This is a genomic window from Mycolicibacterium neoaurum (genome assembly GCF_036946495.1).
GTDB lineage: Bacteria > Actinomycetota > Actinomycetes > Mycobacteriales > Mycobacteriaceae > Mycobacterium > Mycobacterium neoaurum_B.
The window spans coordinates 3814850-3831782 of the sequence record NZ_JAQIIX010000002.1 but is presented as its reverse complement, the minus strand read 5'-3'; the positions used below and the strand labels follow the sequence as shown (position 1 = coordinate 3831782).

Sequence of the window (16933 nt, the reverse complement as noted above, 5' to 3'; positions counted from 1 at the left end):
ACCTCCGGGTGCGAAAGGTAGTTAGGGTCACAAGCCATGCGAAGGCTTGTCGCCGCCGTCCTGTCGGCGCTCATTCTGGTGACCATCGGCACGGGTTCCGCAGGTGCCGACATCGGGGTGAACCAACCCGTCGGTTCACTGCCGATACCCGACGGACCTGCACAGGCATGGGTGGTCGCGGATCTGGATTCGGGCGCGGTGTTGGCTGCCAAGGACGAGTACGCACGACACCCACCGGCGAGCACGATCAAGGTGTTGCTTGCCCTGGTCGCACTCGACGAACTGCCACTGGAGGCGACGGTGGTCGCCGATGAGGCCGACACCAAGGTGGAGTGCAACTGCGCGGGTGTGGCGCCCGGGGTGACCTATACGGCGCGCCAGCTTCTGGAGGGGCTGCTGCTGGTCTCGGGTAACGACGCAGCAAACACTCTGGCGACGATGCTCGGCGGCAGGCCCGCGGCACTGGAGAAAATGAACGCCAAGGCCGCGGCGATCGGTGCGCGGGCCACCACCGCGGGCTCCCCCTCGGGCCTGGACGGGCCCGGTATCGACATCTGGTCCTCGCCGCACGACCTCGCGGTGATCTTCCGGGCGGCGATGGCCAATCCGGCGTTCGCGGCGATCACCGCGCAGCCGACGGCGGTGTTTCCCGGTCGCAACGGTGACCGGATCCTGGTGAACCAGAACGAGCTCTTGACCCGCTATCCCGGCATGCTGGGCGGCAAGACCGGGTTCACCGATATGGCGAGAAAGACCTTCGTCGGCGCGGCCCAGCGCGACGGCCGCCGCCTGGTGGTGGCGATGATGTTCGGTCTCGTCCGGGAGGGCGGTCCGACCTATTGGGATCAGGCGTCGGCCCTGCTGGACTGGGGGTTCGCCCAGGACCGAGCGGTCAGCGTCGGCGCACTGTAAGTCGAGACCCGACGGAGACCGGTTCGAGTCCTGCCGACCGTACGCTCACGCGGGTGCGGCATCTGCTCGCGGCGACCGTGCTCGCCCTCGGCACGGTCATGGCGGCGCCTGCGCAGGCTGCGCCCACCGTGGAACCCGTTGGCGCCCAGACGTTCGCCAACGGCCCGGCCAAGGCATACCTGCTTGCCGATCTGGATACCGGCCGGGTCCTGGCCGCCAACGACCCCTACGGTTCCTACGCCCCGGCCAGCACCATCAAGGTGTTGCTGGCCATGACGGTGCTCGACAATCTGCGGCCGGACAATTTCGCAAGGGCCAACGCGTCGCACACCAAGGTCGAATGCTCGTGTGTGGGACTCACTGCCGGCCAGCCCTACACCGTTGCCCAGTTGCTCAGCGCGCTGCTCATGGTGTCGGGCAACGACTCGGCGAACATGCTGGCCGATATGCTGGGCGGCCAGCGCAATGCCGTCGCTGCGATGAACCGCAAGGCCGCCGGCGTCGGTGCGCGCAACACCCGAGCGTCCTCGCCCTCGGGACTGGACGGCCCGGGCTGGGAATCGGTCACCACACCGCATGATCTGGCGGTCATCTTCCGGGCCGCGCTGCGCTATCCACTGATCGCCCAGATCATGGGGTCGAGATCGGCGGGATTTCCGGGGCGCACGTTGACCAATCAGAACGAACTGCTGACCCGCTACCCCGGTGATCTGGGCGGCAAGACCGGTTTCACCAACCTGGCCCGCAAAACCTACGTCGGGGCCGCCCAGCGCGGCGGCCGCAGGCTCGTGGTGGTACAGATGTACGGCTCGGGTGATCTGTACGGCCAGGCGATCAGCCTCTTCGACTGGGGTTTCAGCCAACCCTGACCGGGGTGGCTCGCACAACGGACGGCCAAACAAGTAAGGTCACCCTAATTTGAGCGTCGGACAGCCGTCCCGCGCCCGACCGAAGGGGACTCGTTGTCCGGCCAAGCTGATATCTCGTTGATCGTCGCGTTCGGCACCGATATGGGTAACGCCGAGGACGCCGCCATGACCTTCGCCGAATCGGTCGCCGAGATCGGCATCGAGACCGAGGCGGTGGAGCTCAACCAGGTCGAACTCGGCCAACTGCAGGACGCCACCCATTTCGTCGTGGTGGTCTCGACGTTCGGCGAGGGCGAGTTTCCCGACTCGGCGACCCTGTTCTGGGAGGCCATCAGCGCCGACACCGACCGGCTCGAGCATCTGCACTTCTCCGTATTGGCGCTCGGTGACAGCTCCTATGAGTTCTTCTGCAACGCGGGCAAGCTGCTCGATGAGCGACTCGAGGCCCTGGGCGCCCAACGCATGGTCGACCGCGTCGACGTCGACGGCTTCTACGAGGAGCCCGCCAAGGCGTGGACCGCCGACATCATCAAGGTGATGACGGCCCAACAGGGCGGAACGGCACCGCAGCCGGCGGTCTCAGCGCCCGAACGCAGCGAACCGCGCGAGCGCAACGTACCGGTACGCGCCCAGCTCTCGGTCAACCGATGGCTCAATTCCACCGCGTCGGACAAGGAGGTCCGCCACTACGAGATCGACTTGGCCGGGACCGGCATCGCCTACCAGGCCGGTGATTCGCTGGCGGTGCACGCCACCAACGACCCCGCACTTGTCGAGGCGCTGCTGGCCGCGTTCGGTGTCGGCGCCGACTACGCCGTCACCGGACACGAGCAGCCCCTCGGTGTGCTGTTGACCGAACACTTCGAAATCCGTACGCCGTCACGGGCACTGCTGAACCTGGCCGCCGGCCGCACCACCGATACCGAGGTGGCCGCGGCCCTGCAGTCCGGCGACACCCACGGCGGTACCGAGAACTCGTGGCTGTACGGCAAGGATGTGCTCGATATCGTCGCGCTGGCCGATCTGAACGTCGACGAGGTGCTCGACACTCTGCGCCCCCTGCAGTTCCGCGACTACTCGATCGCCTCCAGCCCACTGGAACATCCCGCCGCGGTGCATCTGACGGTCGCCAGCGTTCGCTACGACCTCGACGGCCGCACCCACGGCGGGGTGGCGTCGACATTCCTGGCTGATCGCTGCCAGGACGTCCTGGTGCACCTGCGCCCCAACACGCATTTCCGGCTTCCCGCCGGCGATGTCCCAATCATCATGATCGGTCCGGGCACCGGCATCGCGCCGTTTCGCGCCTTCCTGCAGGAGCGCCGTGCGACCAAGGCGAGCGGGAAGGCGTGGTTGTTCTTCGGTGACCGGCGCCGCGACACCGATTTCCTTTACGGCGAAGAATTGCAGGAGTTCGCCGACGCCGGTGTCCTGACCCGGCTGGACCTGGCCTTCTCGCGCGATCAGGGGACCAAGGTCTATGTGCAGCAACGGATGCAGGAGAACGCCGAGGAGTTCTACCGCTGGTTGACCGAGGGCGCATACGTCTACGTGTGCGGTGACGCCGACCGGATGGCCAAGGATGTCGACGCGGCACTGCACGATATCGTCGCCCGCTGCGCCGGTCTCGATGCCGCAGGTGCGCACGCCTACGTCAACGACCTGATCAAGAGTCACCGCTACGTGCGCGACGTGTACTGAGACCAGGTAGCCCGCAGCGCGGAAATCCCTACCTGAGTGCAGTCTGGGCGGCGCGGGCCGTACCTGACTGAAACCGCGTAGGCGGAGCCGGGCTCTACCCCCAGACGCGCCCGCGCAGCAGTACCAGATCGGGGTTGGTCACGCCGACCTCGCGCGGATCCTCGCGGAAACACAGTAGATCCGCCGACGCACCGTGGGCCAGCGCGGGGCGGCCCAACCAGGCCCGCGCATCCCAGCACGCCGCACCGAGCGCCTCCGTCGCGGTCATCCCCACCCGCCGCAGCGCGTCGATCTCGTCACCGATGCGACCGTGGGCAACCATCCCGCCGGCATCGGTACCGGCGAAGATCGGCACACCCGCCTCGTGCGCAGCACCCACCCGTCGGTGGCACGAGGCGTACAGCGAGCGCATGTGCTTTTCGTAGGTCGGGTACTTGGCCGCCTTGTCGGCGATGCCAGGGAAGTTCTCGATGTTGATCAGCGTCGGGACCAGCGCGGTGCCATGCTCCAGCATCAGCTCGATGGTGTCCTCGGTGATACCGGTGCCATGCTCGATGCAGTCGATGCCCGCCTTGATCAGCCCGGGCAGCGCCTCCTCGCCGAAGACGTGCGCGGTGACCCGGGCACCCTCGGCGTGGGCGGCGGCAATCGCCTCGACCAGGACATCGTCGGACCACAGCGGGGCCAGATCCCCGACGCCGCGGTCTATCCAGTCCCCGACCAGCTTGACCCAGCCGTCACCCCAGCGGGCCTGCTCGGCGACGTAGGCAGGTAGCTGTGATTCATCCTCGATATCGATCGGCAGACCGGGCATATAGCGCTTCGGCCGGGCCAGGTGCTTGCCAGCGCGGATGATGCGCGGCAGGTCGTCGCGATCGTCGAAGCTACGGGTGTCCACCGGAGAGCCGGCGTCACGCAGCAACAGCGCGCCGGCATCGCGTTCGGTCTCGGCCTGCTCGACGGCCTCCTCGACGGTCGTCGGCCCACCGGGCCCGAGCCCGACGTGGCAGTGCGCGTCGACCAGACCGGGGATGATCCATCCGTCGGCCCCACCAGCTCCGAAGACCGTGTCCGCGTTGGCGATCGGCTCGGCAGACAGCACGCCGTCGTGCACCCACCACTGCACCTGCTCGCCGTCGGGTAACCCTCGGCCCCGAATATGCAGCGGCGGCACGGGCTACTTCTGTCCGGGGAACTTCAGCTTGGACAGGTCGAAGTTGGCCAGCCCCGGCGGCAACTCGTCCAGGCCCTTGGGCATGTTGGACAGGTCCGGGAAGCCACCGGGCATACCGGCACCCAACGGGTTCTTCGGCTGGGTCGGCCCCTTGGCACCGCGACCCTTCTTCTTGCCTGCCTGCTTGTTCTTGCCCTTGGCCGCCTTACGCTGAGCGTTCTTGCGCCCGAACGGCATTCCCATCTGGCCTGCCATCTGCGACATCATCTTGCGGGCCTCGAAGAACCGGTCGACGAGCTGGTTGACCTCGGAGACGCTGACGCCCGATCCGTTGGCGATGCGCAGCCGGCGGGAGGCGTTGATGATCTTCGGGTCGGCCCGCTCGGCCGGGGTCATCCCACGGATGATGGCCTGCACGCGATCGAGCTGGCTGTCGTCGACGGCGGCCAGGGCGTCCTTCATCTGGCCGGCACCGGGCAGCATGCCCAGCAGGTTGCCGATCGGGCCCATCTTGCGGATGGCCAGCATCTGCTCGAGGAAGTCCTCCAGTGTCAGCTCGCCGGAGCCGATCTTGGCGGCAGTCGCTTCGGCCTGCTCGGCGTCGAAGACCTGCTCGGCCTGCTCGATCAGGGAGAGCACGTCACCCATCCCGAGGATGCGGCTGGCCATCCGGTCGGGATGGAAGACGTCGAAGTCCTCCAGCTTCTCGCCGCTGGAGGCGAACAGGATCGGCACACCGGTGATCTCCCGCACCGACAGCGCGGCGCCACCGCGGGCGTCACCGTCGAGCTTGGTCAGCACGACACCGGTGAACCCGACGCCCGAACCGAAGGCCTCGGCGGTGGTGACGGCATCCTGGCCGATCATCGCGTCGAGGACGAACAGCGTCTCGTCGGGGTTGACCGCATCGCGGATCGCGGCGGCCTGGCCCATCAGCTCCTCGTCGATGCCGAGGCGACCGGCGGTGTCGACGATGACGACGTCGAAGTGCTTGGCCTTGGCCTCGGCCAGACCGGCGGCCGCGACGGACACCGGGTCACCGGTGGTCATCTGATCGATGGTCACGCCGTCAGGCGACACCCCGGGGTGCGGCGCGAACACCGAGACACCTGCTCGCTCGCCGACGATCTGGAGCTGGTGCACGGCACCGGGTCGCTGCAGATCGCAGGCCACCAGCAGCGGTGTGTGCCCCTGCGCCTTGAGCCATCTGGCGAGTTTTCCGGCCAGCGTGGTCTTACCGGAACCCTGCAGGCCGGCAAGCATGATGACGGTCGGCGGGGTCTTGGCGAAGGAGAGCTGGCGGGTCTCGCCGCCGAGGATGCCGATGAGCTCCTCGTTGACGATCTTGACGACCTGCTGGGCCGGGTTCAGCGCCGCGGAAACCTCCGCACCCTTGGCACGATCCTTGATGCGGCCGACGAAGGCGCGCACCACAGGCAGCGAGACGTCGGCCTCGAGCAGGGCAAGTCGGATCTCGCGCGCGGTGGCGTCGATGTCGGCGTCGGTGAGCCGGCCGCGGGCGCGCAGCCCCTGGAGAGCACCGGTCAACCGGTCAGACAGCGATTCAAACACCTGGTAAGCCTAACGGTCAGCCATGATGACCTCACGGCGCACTCTGGCCTCGGGCGACAGCGGGCGTTAATCTGACAACGCCCGCTGACAGAAACGGCCGGAGGCCCCATGACAACCGTTGACCTCCCCCTCCCCCAGCGCGCCGCGCCGGCCGAGCCGGACAGCACCACCCATATCAGCCAGTGCACCCTGTGCGAGGCGCACTGCGGCATCCACGTCACCATCACCGACGGTCGCGTCAGCCGCATCGCCGGCAACCCCGCGGACGTCTTCTCCAAGGGCTACATCTGCCCGAAGGCGACCGCGATGGGCGCACTGCACGATGATCCCGACCGGTTGGGAACCCCGATGCGCCGCGTCGGCGACCGGTTCGAACCGGTCGGCTGGGACGAGGCCTTCCGCGAGATCGGCCGTCGGCTCCGCGCGGTCCGCGACCGGCATGGCTCCCACGCGCTGGGCATGTACCTGGGCAATCCGGCCGCGCACAGCTCCGGCGCCGGCTACGGACTATTGCTGCGGATGGCCCTGCGCACGCCGAACTTCTTCACCGCGTCCTCGATCGACCAGATGCCCCACGAGTACGCCGCCTGGCAGGTCTTCGGTTCGAACTTCCTCATGCCGGTGACCGATATCGACCGTTGTCACCGACTCGTCGTCATCGGCGCCAACCCCGCGGTGTCCAACGGATCGTTGTCGATCATGCCCGGGGCCAAACGACGCATCAAGGCCATACGGGAGCGCGGCGGCACGGTGGTCGTCATCGATCCACGACGCACCGAGACCGCCCGCCTGGCCGATCAGCACGTGTCGGTACGCCCGGGTGGCGATCTCTTCCTGCTGTTGGGCATGCTGCATGTGCTTGTCACCGAAAACCATTGCGACACAGCGGCCCTGGCCCGGATCGCCACCGGCTGGACTGAGCTGACCTCGTTGGTCCAGGAGGCCACCCCGGAGGCCATGGCGCCGCGCGCGGGTGTCCTGGCAGAGCAGATCCGGGCCCTTGCCCGCGATCACGCCGCGGCCGAATCGGCGGCCATCTACGCGCGAATCGGTATCTGTCACCAGGAAACCGGCACGTTGGTCAGTTGGCTGGTGATGGTGATCAACACGGTGACCGGGAACCTGGACCGCCCCGGCGGCACCATGTTCGCGACCCCGATCATCGACGTTCCGGGTCTGGCCAAACGTCTTCCGATCAAACATGGCACCTACACCGACCGCTCGGGACGGCACCGTTCGTTCCGATCCGAACTGCCGGCCGTCGTGATGGCCGACGAGATGCTCTCCGACGGTCCCGGCCGCATCCGGGCGATGGTCACCTATGCAGGTAACCCGGTGTCCTCTATCCCGCAGAAGGGACGCCTCGACGCGGCGATGGCTCAGCTGGATTTCTATGTGGCCGTGGACATGTACGTCACCGAGACCAGCCGGCACGCCGATTTCATCCTGCCGCCCGTCTCGCCGTTGGAGCGCGAGGATGTCAACCTGCTCACCACCGTCTACAGCGTGCGCAACAACGTCCGGTATCAGCATCGCTCCTTCGAGCCGGCGGCCGGGGCACTGGAGGATTGGGAGATCCTCACCCGACTCGCCCTCGAGCTCGCACCGGCCCCGCTACGGCGGATGCCCCGCACAGTGCGCACCCTGCTGATGAAGGCGATCGACCCGATGCGCACCGCGGCCCTGGTGCTGGCGACCGGCCCGTACGGCAGACTGCGCCGCGGCCGCAAGGGCATCACCCTGCGCGCGTTGCGTGACAGCCCGGGCGGTATCGACCTGGGGCCGTTGCAGCCGCGGCTGCGGGAGGTCATCGCCACCGCCGACGGTCTGGTCCAGCTGGCCCCGGCGGCGTTCATCGCCGACGCGGCGGCGCGACTGGCCGCTGCGGCCGACGATTCCGGCACGGGCCGGTTGCAGCTGATCGGCCGACGCAACCTGCGCAGCAACAACTCCTGGCTGCACAACGCGCCGACCATGACCGGCGGGAACAACAGGTGCACGGTGCTCATGCATCCCGAGGACGCCGGCGCGCGTGGGCTGGTTCAGGGTGCGCTGGTGCGCATCGCCTCCGATGTCGGCAGCATCGAGATCCCGGTCGATATCAGCGATGAGATGCGGCCGGGCACCGTCGCCGTGCCGCACGGCTGGGGGCACCGCAACACGGGCTGGCAGCACGCCAACACGTTGCCGGGGGCCAATGTCAACGAGCTCCACGACCCCACACGGGTGGACACCTATACGGGAACGGCGGCGGTGAACAACACCTGGGTGACCGTATCGCCGGCAGGCTAACTGGCTTCGGACACCTTGCGCGGCGGAGTGGGCAGCATCGCGTAGAGCTCGCGTTCCATCTCGGCGCGCACCTCGTCGAGCTTCGTCTCGCCGAGCGCAGGTACCACGATGTTGAACACGTCGATGACCACCGAACCCAAGGTCGTCACCTTCGCCCAGGCGATGTCCAGACCCCTGCGCTCGATGACCGCGGTGAGCCGTGACAGCAGGCCGGGTCGGTCACCGGCACGTACCTGGAGCACCAGCTCACCGGGAGCGTCCCCGGTGAACCACAGGATGCGTGGCGGCGCCGTGGCACTGATGGCCGGCACCGAGGCCGGAGTCTCACCGACCCGAGCCGGCCCAGCGGCGGCCTCCAGGTCTCGGCGGGCCAGCATATCGGCGACGTCCAGACCGCCCTCGAGTGCGAGGATGAACTGTTGGCGCAGCAGCTCGGCGGCCGGCGGCGTACCGAAATGCGGTGACACCGCGAAGGTGTTGATGGCCACGCCCTCGTGGCTGTTCACCGACGCCGAGTGCACCCGCAGGGCATTGAGCGCCAGCACACCGGCGGCCTTGGACAGCAGACCCCGCCGGTCCGGGGCGATCATCGTGACGTTATGGATGTGCGGTCCTTCGCCGGGGACCATCTCCACGTGCACCTTCGCGTCGGCTGCCAGCTCCAGATAGCGGGGGTCCACCGGATCGGGGGTGGGTAGCGGTTCGCCTGCCATGACGAGTCGGCACCGCCGCACGAGATCGCCGATGAGCGAGGACTTCCAGTCGCCCCACACCCCGGGGCCGGTCGCCAGCGAATCGGCCTCGGCCAACGCGTGCAGCAGCTCCAGTAATTGTGAGTCACCGCCGAGCGCCTCGGCCACCGAGGCGATGGTGTTGGGGTCCTGCAGGTCTCGGCGGGTCGCGGTGTCGGGCAGTAGCAGGTGGTAGCGCACCATCTTCGAGAGCACCTCGACGTCGGAGGGCCACAAACCGAGCCTGGTGCCGATCTGGGTGGCCAGCTCGGCACCGATGATGCTGTGGTCGCCGCCACGGCCCTTACCGATATCGTGCACCAGCGCACCGAGCACCAACAGATCCGGCCTCGACACACGGGTGGTCAATGCCGCTGCGCGGGAGACAGTTTCGACCAAATGACGGTCGACGGTCCAGATGTGCACGACATCGCGCGGAGGCAGGTCACGAACGGCTCCCCACTCGGGGAAGAGCCGACCCCACAGCCCGGTGCGGTCGAGGGCCTCGACGGTGGACACCGCGGTCGGGCCCGCCGAGAGCAGTACCAGCAGGTCTTTGAGTGCCTCCCGCGGCCATGGCGTACGCAATTCGGGTGCCGCACCGGCCAATCGGCTCAGCGTGGGTGCCGCGATGGGCAGCCCGGTGATGGCCGACGCGGCGGCGACCCGCAGGATCAGGCCGGGATCGCGCTCGGGCCGGGCGTCACGGGCCAGGATGACCTCACCGGCGAACTCGATGACCCCCTCGTCGAGGGGACGCCGCGTCGGGCGCCGCAGTGCGGCGAAACCGCGGCGCGGCAGGGCGTTTCCCGCGGTCCGGATGCCGGCGTCGACGTAGTAGCTGATGGTGCGGGCGGCATCGGAGATCGCGCGCGCCAGGTCGAATCGGTCTCCGATCCGCAGGGCCGCGCCGATCTCGTCGGCATACTGGGCCAACACCTGCTCGCGTCCGCGCCCGGACACGCGATGCAACTCGGTGCGGACGTTGAGCAGCGAAAGGTGCGCCCCGCCGAGCGTCCCGGTGGGTGAGGCGAGAAGGCGACTCGGGTATACGTCGGCCAGCTGGGCGATGGCAAGAGCATTGAGCAGCTGGACGTCGCGGATGCCGCCGCGACCGTTCTTCAGGTCGGGTTCGGCGCGGTGTGCGATCTCGCCGCTGCGTTCCCACCGCGCCTTGGTGTGTTCGACGAGTTCTTCGAAACGACCGGCGATGCCGATCCGCCACTGGCGGCGCGCGCCGCCGGTGAGCAGCGCGGAAAGCTCTGCGTCACCGGCGATGTGGCGGGCGTCGAGCATCGCCATACCGACCGCGATGTCCTCGCCGGCGACCTTGAGTGCCTCGGGAACGGTCCGGACGCTGTGGTCGATGCGAATGTTGGCGTCCCACAACGGGTACCACAGCAGTTCGGCGACCTTGCTGACCACATCGGCGGGCATGTTGTCGTGTAGCAGCGTCAGGTCGAGGTCCGAGTAGGGCAATAGTTCGCCACGGCCCAATCCCCCGGTGGCGACGATCGCGAAACCGCTGGTGGCCGTAATGCCGATTTCGGTTGCCTTGGTGGACAACCAGAACTCGTGTAGGTCCAGCAGCGCATCGCGCAGCCCCGCCGAATCCAACTGCTTACCGCCGGTGTTGAGCAGCTGCGCCGTGGCCTTGGCCAGATCGGTGGCCGGACGCGGCGATCCCGCCGCCGGGGCTTCCCATCGGGCTGCCCCAGCGGCGGGACCTGGTGTCTGATCAGTCATTTCGGTCCTCCCCCGGCCCTACGTTGAAACGGTCTTGCGTACATGGCCGGGAAACGACCTCCATCACCGCATGATCAGAGGGCGTCGACTCCGCGCTCACCGGTGCGTACCCGCACGACGGTGTCCACCGGGCTCACCCACACCTTGCCGTCACCGATCTTTCCGGTGCGGGCGGCCTGGACGATGACATCGACGACCTTGTCCACGGCCGAGTCGTCGACGACGACCTCGACGCGCACCTTGGGCACGAAGTCCACCGAGTACTCGGCGCCGCGGTAGACCTCGGTGTGGCCCTTCTGGCGGCCGTAACCCTGCACCTCGCTGACGGTCATACCGAGGATGCCCGTCTGCTCCAGGCCGGTCTTGACGTCTTCGAGAGTGAATGGCTTGACGATCGCGGTGATCAGTTTCATATGGTCGATCCTTCCAGGACTGGAGTCATTTGTTCGCGATCACGCGAGTTCATAAGCGGTTTCTGCGTGCTCGGTCTCGTCGATGCCGGTGGCTTCTTCCTCTTGACTGACTCGCCAGCCTAGTGGCTTGACCACGAAGGCGATGATCGTCGTCAGCACCGCGGTGAACAGCAGTGCCACGCCTGCGATCACGACCTGGACGACCAACTGCTTGTAGTCACCGCCGACGAACAGCCCGGTTTCGGTGGCGAAAAAGCCCAACGACACGGTGCCCCAGAGGCCGGCGATCAGGTGGACGCCGACGACATCGAGCGAATCGTCGTAGCCGAACTTGTACTTCAGGCCGATGGCCAAGGCCGAGAGGATGCCGGCGATCGCACCGACGACCAACGACCAGACCGGGGTCAGATTGCCGCAGGCCGGGGTGATGGCGACCAGACCGGCGACCACACCGGAGGCGGCGCCGACGCTGGTGGCGTGCCCGTCACGCAGACGCTCCACGAGCAACCAGCCGAGCATCGCGGCCGCGGTGGCGGCGGTGGTGTTGACCCACACCAGGCCGGCAACCATATCGGCGCCACCCTCGGATCCGACGTTGAAGCCGAACCAGCCGAACCACAGGATGGCCGCGCCGAGCATCACGAACGGGATGTTGTGCGGACGGAATGCGGTCTTGCCGAAGCCGGTCCGCTTGCCGAGCAGGATGGCGAGCACCAGCGCGGCCATACCGGCGTTGATGTGCACCACGGTGCCACCGGCGAAGTCGATCGGTGCGACGTTGGCCGCGCCTTCCTCGTCGACACCGAACAGCTTGGCCGCTAGGCCCTGATCGCTACCGGAGAGCAGACCGCCGCCCCAGACCATGTGCGACAGCGGGAAATACACGAAGGTGACCCACAGACCGCCGAAGGCCAGCCAGGTGCCGAACTTCATGCGCTCGGCGACCGCGCCGCTGATCAGGGCGACGGTGATGACGGCGAAGGTCAGCTGGAAGGCGACCCAGACGATGGCCGGAACGGTGCCGAAGCCACCCAGGACGTAGGACTCGGCTCCGTTGATCTCGCGCACTTCGGTCAACTGGTTGACCCCGAAGAGCGAGAACGGGTTATCGAAGAACAGGCCGGGCGTCTCGCCGGTGTGCGCGGAGGCGAAGGACATCGAGTAGCCCCACAGCACGTAGATGACGCTGACCAAGCCGAGCGAACCGAAAGACATCATCATCATGTTCAGCACGGACTTCTGCCGGGACAGACCGCCGTAGAAGAACGCCAGGCCCGGGGTCATGAACAGCACCAGGGCGGCGGATGCGAGCACCCATGCCGTGTTGCCGGAGTCCAGGCCTCCGGGGCCGAACGGCAGGAAATTTTCGTCGGGTATGGCCAGGGCCACATCGTGCAAGCCAGGAACCACTTTGTATGAACCTCCTTGGGAAATGCGCCGCTGTAATCGGCCTCCCGAAGAGACTCTTTCGCCCTCGTTTCATCGGTGGTTCACCGATGTTTCGCGTGCGTGAACGGATTCCCGTTGTCTGTTACACGTGTGTTTCCGGGTTGCGCAGGCGCTATCCGAGGAGCGCGTCGACGAATGCCGAAGGCTCGAAGGGGGCCAGATCATCGGGCCCCTCACCGAGACCGACCAGCTTGACCGGGACGCCGAGTTCCTGCTGCACGCGGAAGACAATGCCGCCCTTGGCCGTGCCGTCCAGCTTGGTCAGCACCACACCGGTGATGTCGACGACCTCGGCGAAAACCTTGGCCTGCGGCAGACTGTTCTGACCGATCGTGGCGTCGAGGACCAGCAGCACTTCGTCGACCTTGGAACGCTTCTCCACCACGCGTTTGACCTTGCCCAGCTCGTCCATCAGACCGGTCTTGGTGTGCAAGCGGCCGGCGGTGTCGACGACGACGACATCGGCGCCGGTCGCGATGCCCTTGTCGACGGCGTCGAAGGCCACCGAGGCAGGGTCGGCGTTCTCGGGTCCGCGCACGACATCGGCCCCGACGCGCGCGGCCCAACTCTGCAGCTGGTCGGCAGCGGCGGCGCGGAAGGTGTCGGCGGCGCCCAGGACGACCCGACGGCCGTCGGCGACGAGGACACGGGCCAGCTTGCCGACCGTGGTGGTCTTGCCGGTGCCGTTGACGCCCACCACGAGCAGAACCGAGGGCTTGTCGGCGTGCGGAAGCGCGCGGATGGAGCGATCGAGGTCCGGGCGCAGTTCGGCGACCAGGACGTCCTTGAGGACGGCGCGGGCATCGGCCTCGGTGCGCACCGACGAGCTGGCCATCTTCGCGCGCAGTGCGGTGATGACATTCTGGGTGACGACGGGACCCAGGTCGGCGATCAGCAGGGTGTCCTCGATCTCCTCCCAGGAGTCCTCGTCGAGGTCGCCGCCGCCGAGCAGACCGAGCATGCCGCGGCCCAGCGTGCTCTGTGATTTGGCGAGGCGACCACGCAACCGCTCCAGGCGGCCCTCGCTGGGTGCGATCGGTTCGATGACCGGGGCCGGTTCGGTTTCAGCGATCGGTTCGGGCTCGGGCTCTACGACCGGTGCGGGCTCTTCGACCGGGGGCTCGACAGGGGTCTCGACGGTCGGTTCCGGCAGCGTGACCTCAGAAATCGTGCGCTTGGGCGCATCCCGCGGCACCGCCGCGTCGTCGCCGACGCCCGGAAGACCGGTGGTGTCGATCCGTTCGGCCGGCGGCGCGGCCGTCGACGAGCTGAAGGTGATCCCGGTCGAGGCCTTGTAACCGCCGGACTTGTCGATCTCGGTGGTGGTCTCCGGGGCGGAGAGACTGATCCGACGCTTCCGGTAGCGCACCAGTCCGACGACCAGCGCGACGACGACCAGTACGGCTATGACCGCGAGCGCGATCCACAAGGCATCAGACACAAGGCCATTGTCTCAGGGGCCGGCTGCCGGGTTCATGGCGCACTCCGCGACACCCGCATTAATGTGGCAATGTCGATCCGGTGAGCATCGGCCCCGGCTTCGACGACCGCATGCAGGTGCGCAAGCGTCGGCATATCGACGTATGCCTATCGGAGGCCGTCCAGTACCAGACGGTGCGCACGGGGTTGGAGTGCTACCGGCTGCCCTACAACGCGCTCACCCAGACCGATCTGGCCCGCATCGACCTGAGCACGCAGTTCCTCGGTAAGCGGCTCACTGCGCCGGTGCTCATCGGCGCCATGACGGGCGGCTCGGAATTGTCGGGCACCATCAACCGCCATCTGGCCGCGGCCGCGCAATCACTCGGTGTCGGCATGATGCTCGGCTCGCAGCGCATCATGCTCGGCGACGAGTCGGTCACCACTTTTCATGTGCGCGATATCGCCCCCGACGTGCTGCTCGTCGGCAACATCGGGCTGGCGCAGGTGGGTGTTGACGTGGTGCCGTCGCTACGCGACGCGCTCTCATCGGTGGGCGCCGATGCGCTCGCGGTGCATACCAATCCGCTCCAAGAGGCGATGCAGTACGAAGGTGACACCGATTTCGCCGGGTCGCTGACCCGGCTGCAGCAGGTGATCGCGTCGATCGGTTATCCGGTCTTGGTCAAGGAGGTGGGCCACGGGATCGGTGGGGTGGCCGCGCGCGGGCTGGCCGATATCGGGGTCGCGGCCGTCGACGTGGCCGGGGCCGGCGGCACGTCGTGGGCGCGCGTCGAACAGTTCGTGCGCTATGGCTCGGTGAGCGATCCGGATGTGGCCGAATGGGGCATTCCGACCGCGCAGGCCCTGGTGGAGGTCCGCTCGACGCTGCCGTCGATGCCGTTGGTCGCCTCCGGCGGTATTCGTACCGGGATGGATGCGGCCAAGGCGATTGCGCTGGGCGCCGACGTCGTCGCCGTGGCGCAGCCGTTGTTGGTGCCGGCGATCGAGTCCGCCGCGGCGGTCGAGGACTGGCTGGGGCGTTTCATCGCCGAACTGCGCGTGTGCTTGCACGGATGCGGCGCCCCCGATCTGGCCGCGTTGCGCGCCGGCGGGATCACCCGGGTCTAGAGCCAGAGATAGAGCGCCGACAACAGCGCCCACATCCCCACGCAGTACGTTTCGAATGCCGCTCGCAGTGCGATCGGCGCGTGGCGCAACTCCATGAAGTCCAGCCCGATCAGGCGCACCTTGATGGCGGCGATGCCGAGCACCAGCACCGCCACCATTGATCCGGTCCCGTGCTCGGCACCGACTACCCAGGACAGCACAGTGGCAGCGACCAGGAAGAGCCAACTGGCGCCCGCTCGATTGGTGAGTAGCTTCAGCGCCGTCATCAGCTCACCAGGTAGAGCAGGGCGAACAGAAATATCCACAACAGGTCGACCAGGTGCCAGAAGCAGGCGGCCCCTTCGACCAGCGCGGTGCGGGTGTCGCTCAGATCGTGTCTGCGGGTGTGACTCAGCACGAACGACAGCGCGCCCAGACCCAGGCATACGTGGAACAGGTGCAGTCCGGTGAGGATGAAGTAGTACAGATAGAAATCGTTGGCGCCCGGACCATGTCCCGCCGTACCCAACGAGAAGTACTCGTAGACCTTGAGCGCGATGAAGGCCAGGCCGAACACCATCGCGGTGACTGCAGCCCTCGTCGCCAGGGCCCGCTGATCGGCGCGCATCGCGTTGATGGTCAGTACCACACAGAGCGAACTGGTCAGTAGCACAAGGGTGTTGGTGACGCCGACCCCGATGTGCAGGGTGGTGCGCGCGGTGTCGAACACCTCCGGCGCCGCGGCGCGCTCGACCAGGAACGTGACGAAGAAGGCGCCGAAGACGAGCATGTCGCCGAACAGGAAGACCCAGGTGCCGCTTTCACCGGGGATACGCCTGCCCTGGGTGGGTGCCACCGTGGTGGTCATGTGTTGGCCGGCGCGTCGTGTTCGGCGCTGATCGACTTCAGCATCACCGCGGTGGTGCTGAACAGCCACACCACCAGGACCAGGCCGGGAATGTAGAAGGCGAAGATGCCGTCCCAGGCCAGCGGACCGTCGTTGAAGACGACCACGACGCAACCGGGTAGTGAGAGCGTGGCGACCCAGAGATTGAGGTAGCCGTACCAACGCGGAAAGGTCGGCGGGTCACCCTTGTCGATGAATGCGGCGGCGGCCAGGGTGAGGTTCTGGATGATGATGGTGCCGACGATGCCGATGAACCACAGCCAGAACACATCATTGAGGGCCTGGGTGAGTTCGGCGGATCGTTCCTCGGGGCGGAAGGCGGCGACGCCGAGGAAGAACTGCGGGAACAGCAGGGCGGGCACGAAGACGGTGGCGGCCATCAGCTGGGTCATCGACAGCATTCCCCAGCCGCCCTCTGCGCGTCTGATCCGCAGGATGATGGCGGCCAGAAAGGGCAGCGCCAGGACGGCGCTGAGAAGTGCGCCCGACACGCCGAACCGGATCCAGAGCTTGTTGTCGACGAAGAACGCGGCGATCTGGTCGGCAGAGTCGGCCGGCGACAGCGGCGGGAACAGTTGGGCGATACCGGAAAAGCTGGCGCCGTAGAGCAAGATCATGACGGTTCCGCACCAGGCGCC

14 protein-coding genes are annotated in these 16933 nt (G+C 67.3%); 5 read left to right on the top strand and 9 right to left on the bottom strand.

What is annotated here, in order from left to right:
• The first annotated feature begins 36 nt into the window (after window positions 1-36).
• From PGN27_RS23780 to PGN27_RS23770, 3 genes are all read left to right on the top strand, one after another.
• Window positions 37-912, top strand: coding sequence for a D-alanyl-D-alanine carboxypeptidase family protein (locus PGN27_RS23780; protein WP_335328318.1), 876 nt, complete (start codon window positions 37-39; stop codon window positions 910-912).
• A gap of 53 nt (window positions 913-965) precedes the next feature.
• Entirely contained in the window at window positions 966-1781 is an 816-nt protein-coding gene (locus tag PGN27_RS23775; RefSeq protein ID WP_335328317.1) for a D-alanyl-D-alanine carboxypeptidase family protein, read from the top strand.
• A gap of 93 nt (window positions 1782-1874) precedes the next feature.
• Window positions 1875-3482, top strand: a complete 1608-nt coding sequence (locus tag PGN27_RS23770) for a diflavin oxidoreductase (RefSeq protein ID WP_335328316.1) — start codon at window positions 1875-1877, stop codon at window positions 3480-3482.
• Window positions 3483-3576: 94 nt separating this feature from the next.
• Here PGN27_RS23770 and PGN27_RS23765 read toward each other — a convergent pair whose 3' ends face one another.
• Both PGN27_RS23765 and ffh read right to left on the bottom strand, forming a co-directional pair.
• Window positions 3577-4656 carry an amidohydrolase family protein gene (locus PGN27_RS23765; RefSeq protein ID WP_335328315.1) on the bottom strand — a complete coding sequence of 360 codons (1080 nt, stop codon included), beginning with the start codon at window positions 4654-4656 and terminating at the stop codon, window positions 3577-3579.
• Window positions 4657-4659: 3 nt separating this feature from the next.
• Window positions 4660-6228, bottom strand: a complete 1569-nt coding sequence (gene ffh / locus PGN27_RS23760) for a signal recognition particle protein (RefSeq protein WP_019511307.1) — start codon at window positions 6226-6228, stop codon at window positions 4660-4662.
• Window positions 6229-6336: 108 nt separating this feature from the next.
• Here ffh and PGN27_RS23755 point away from each other — a divergent pair, with 108 nt between their 5' ends.
• The gene (locus PGN27_RS23755; protein ID WP_335328314.1) at window positions 6337-8520 is read left to right on the top strand and encodes a molybdopterin-dependent oxidoreductase; all 2184 of its coding nucleotides are present in this window, start codon (window positions 6337-6339) and stop codon (window positions 8518-8520) included.
• Here the strand turns inward: PGN27_RS23755 and PGN27_RS23750 are convergent.
• The 4 genes from PGN27_RS23750 to ftsY form a co-directional block, all read right to left on the bottom strand.
• Window positions 8517-10997 (bottom strand): [protein-PII] uridylyltransferase, encoded by a 2481-nt coding sequence (locus tag PGN27_RS23750; protein WP_335328313.1) that lies wholly within the window; start codon window positions 10995-10997, stop codon window positions 8517-8519. The two genes, PGN27_RS23755 and PGN27_RS23750, sit on opposite strands and share 4 nt — an antisense overlap.
• Window positions 10998-11071: 74 nt before the next feature.
• Window positions 11072-11410, bottom strand: a complete 339-nt coding sequence (locus tag PGN27_RS23745) for a P-II family nitrogen regulator (protein ID WP_030133509.1) — start codon at window positions 11408-11410, stop codon at window positions 11072-11074.
• Between the two features lie 39 nt (window positions 11411-11449).
• Window positions 11450-12799 (bottom strand): ammonium transporter, encoded by a 1350-nt coding sequence (locus PGN27_RS23740; RefSeq protein WP_019511303.1) that lies wholly within the window; start codon window positions 12797-12799, stop codon window positions 11450-11452.
• A 172-nt stretch (window positions 12800-12971) separates the two neighbouring features.
• A complete protein-coding gene (ftsY, locus tag PGN27_RS23735; RefSeq protein ID WP_335328312.1) occupies window positions 12972-14300 on the bottom strand; it encodes a signal recognition particle-docking protein FtsY in 1329 nt (442 codons plus the stop codon).
• 110 nt (window positions 14301-14410) lie between these two features.
• On the opposite strand from ftsY, the gene fni reads away from it, so the two are divergent.
• The gene (fni, locus tag PGN27_RS23730; protein ID WP_335328841.1) at window positions 14411-15409 is read left to right on the top strand and encodes a type 2 isopentenyl-diphosphate Delta-isomerase; all 999 of its coding nucleotides are present in this window, start codon (window positions 14411-14413) and stop codon (window positions 15407-15409) included.
• Here the strand turns inward: fni and PGN27_RS23725 are convergent.
• The 3 genes from PGN27_RS23725 to PGN27_RS23715 are packed head-to-tail and all read right to left on the bottom strand — an operon-like array spanning window position 15406 to window position 16912.
• Entirely contained in the window at window positions 15406-15675 is a 270-nt protein-coding gene (locus PGN27_RS23725) for a cytochrome C oxidase subunit IV family protein (protein ID WP_335328311.1), read from the bottom strand. The two genes, fni and PGN27_RS23725, sit on opposite strands and share 4 nt — an antisense overlap.
• Window positions 15675-16256: a cytochrome c oxidase subunit 3 gene (locus tag PGN27_RS23720; RefSeq protein WP_335328310.1), complete on the bottom strand. Its 582-nt coding sequence runs from the start codon at window positions 16254-16256 to the stop codon at window positions 15675-15677. The genes PGN27_RS23725 and PGN27_RS23720 overlap by 1 nt, the downstream gene beginning before the upstream one ends.
• Window positions 16253-16912, bottom strand: coding sequence for a hypothetical protein (locus tag PGN27_RS23715; RefSeq protein WP_335328840.1), 660 nt, complete (start codon window positions 16910-16912; stop codon window positions 16253-16255). The genes PGN27_RS23720 and PGN27_RS23715 overlap by 4 nt, the downstream gene beginning before the upstream one ends.
• Between the last annotated feature and the right edge of the window lie 21 nt (window positions 16913-16933).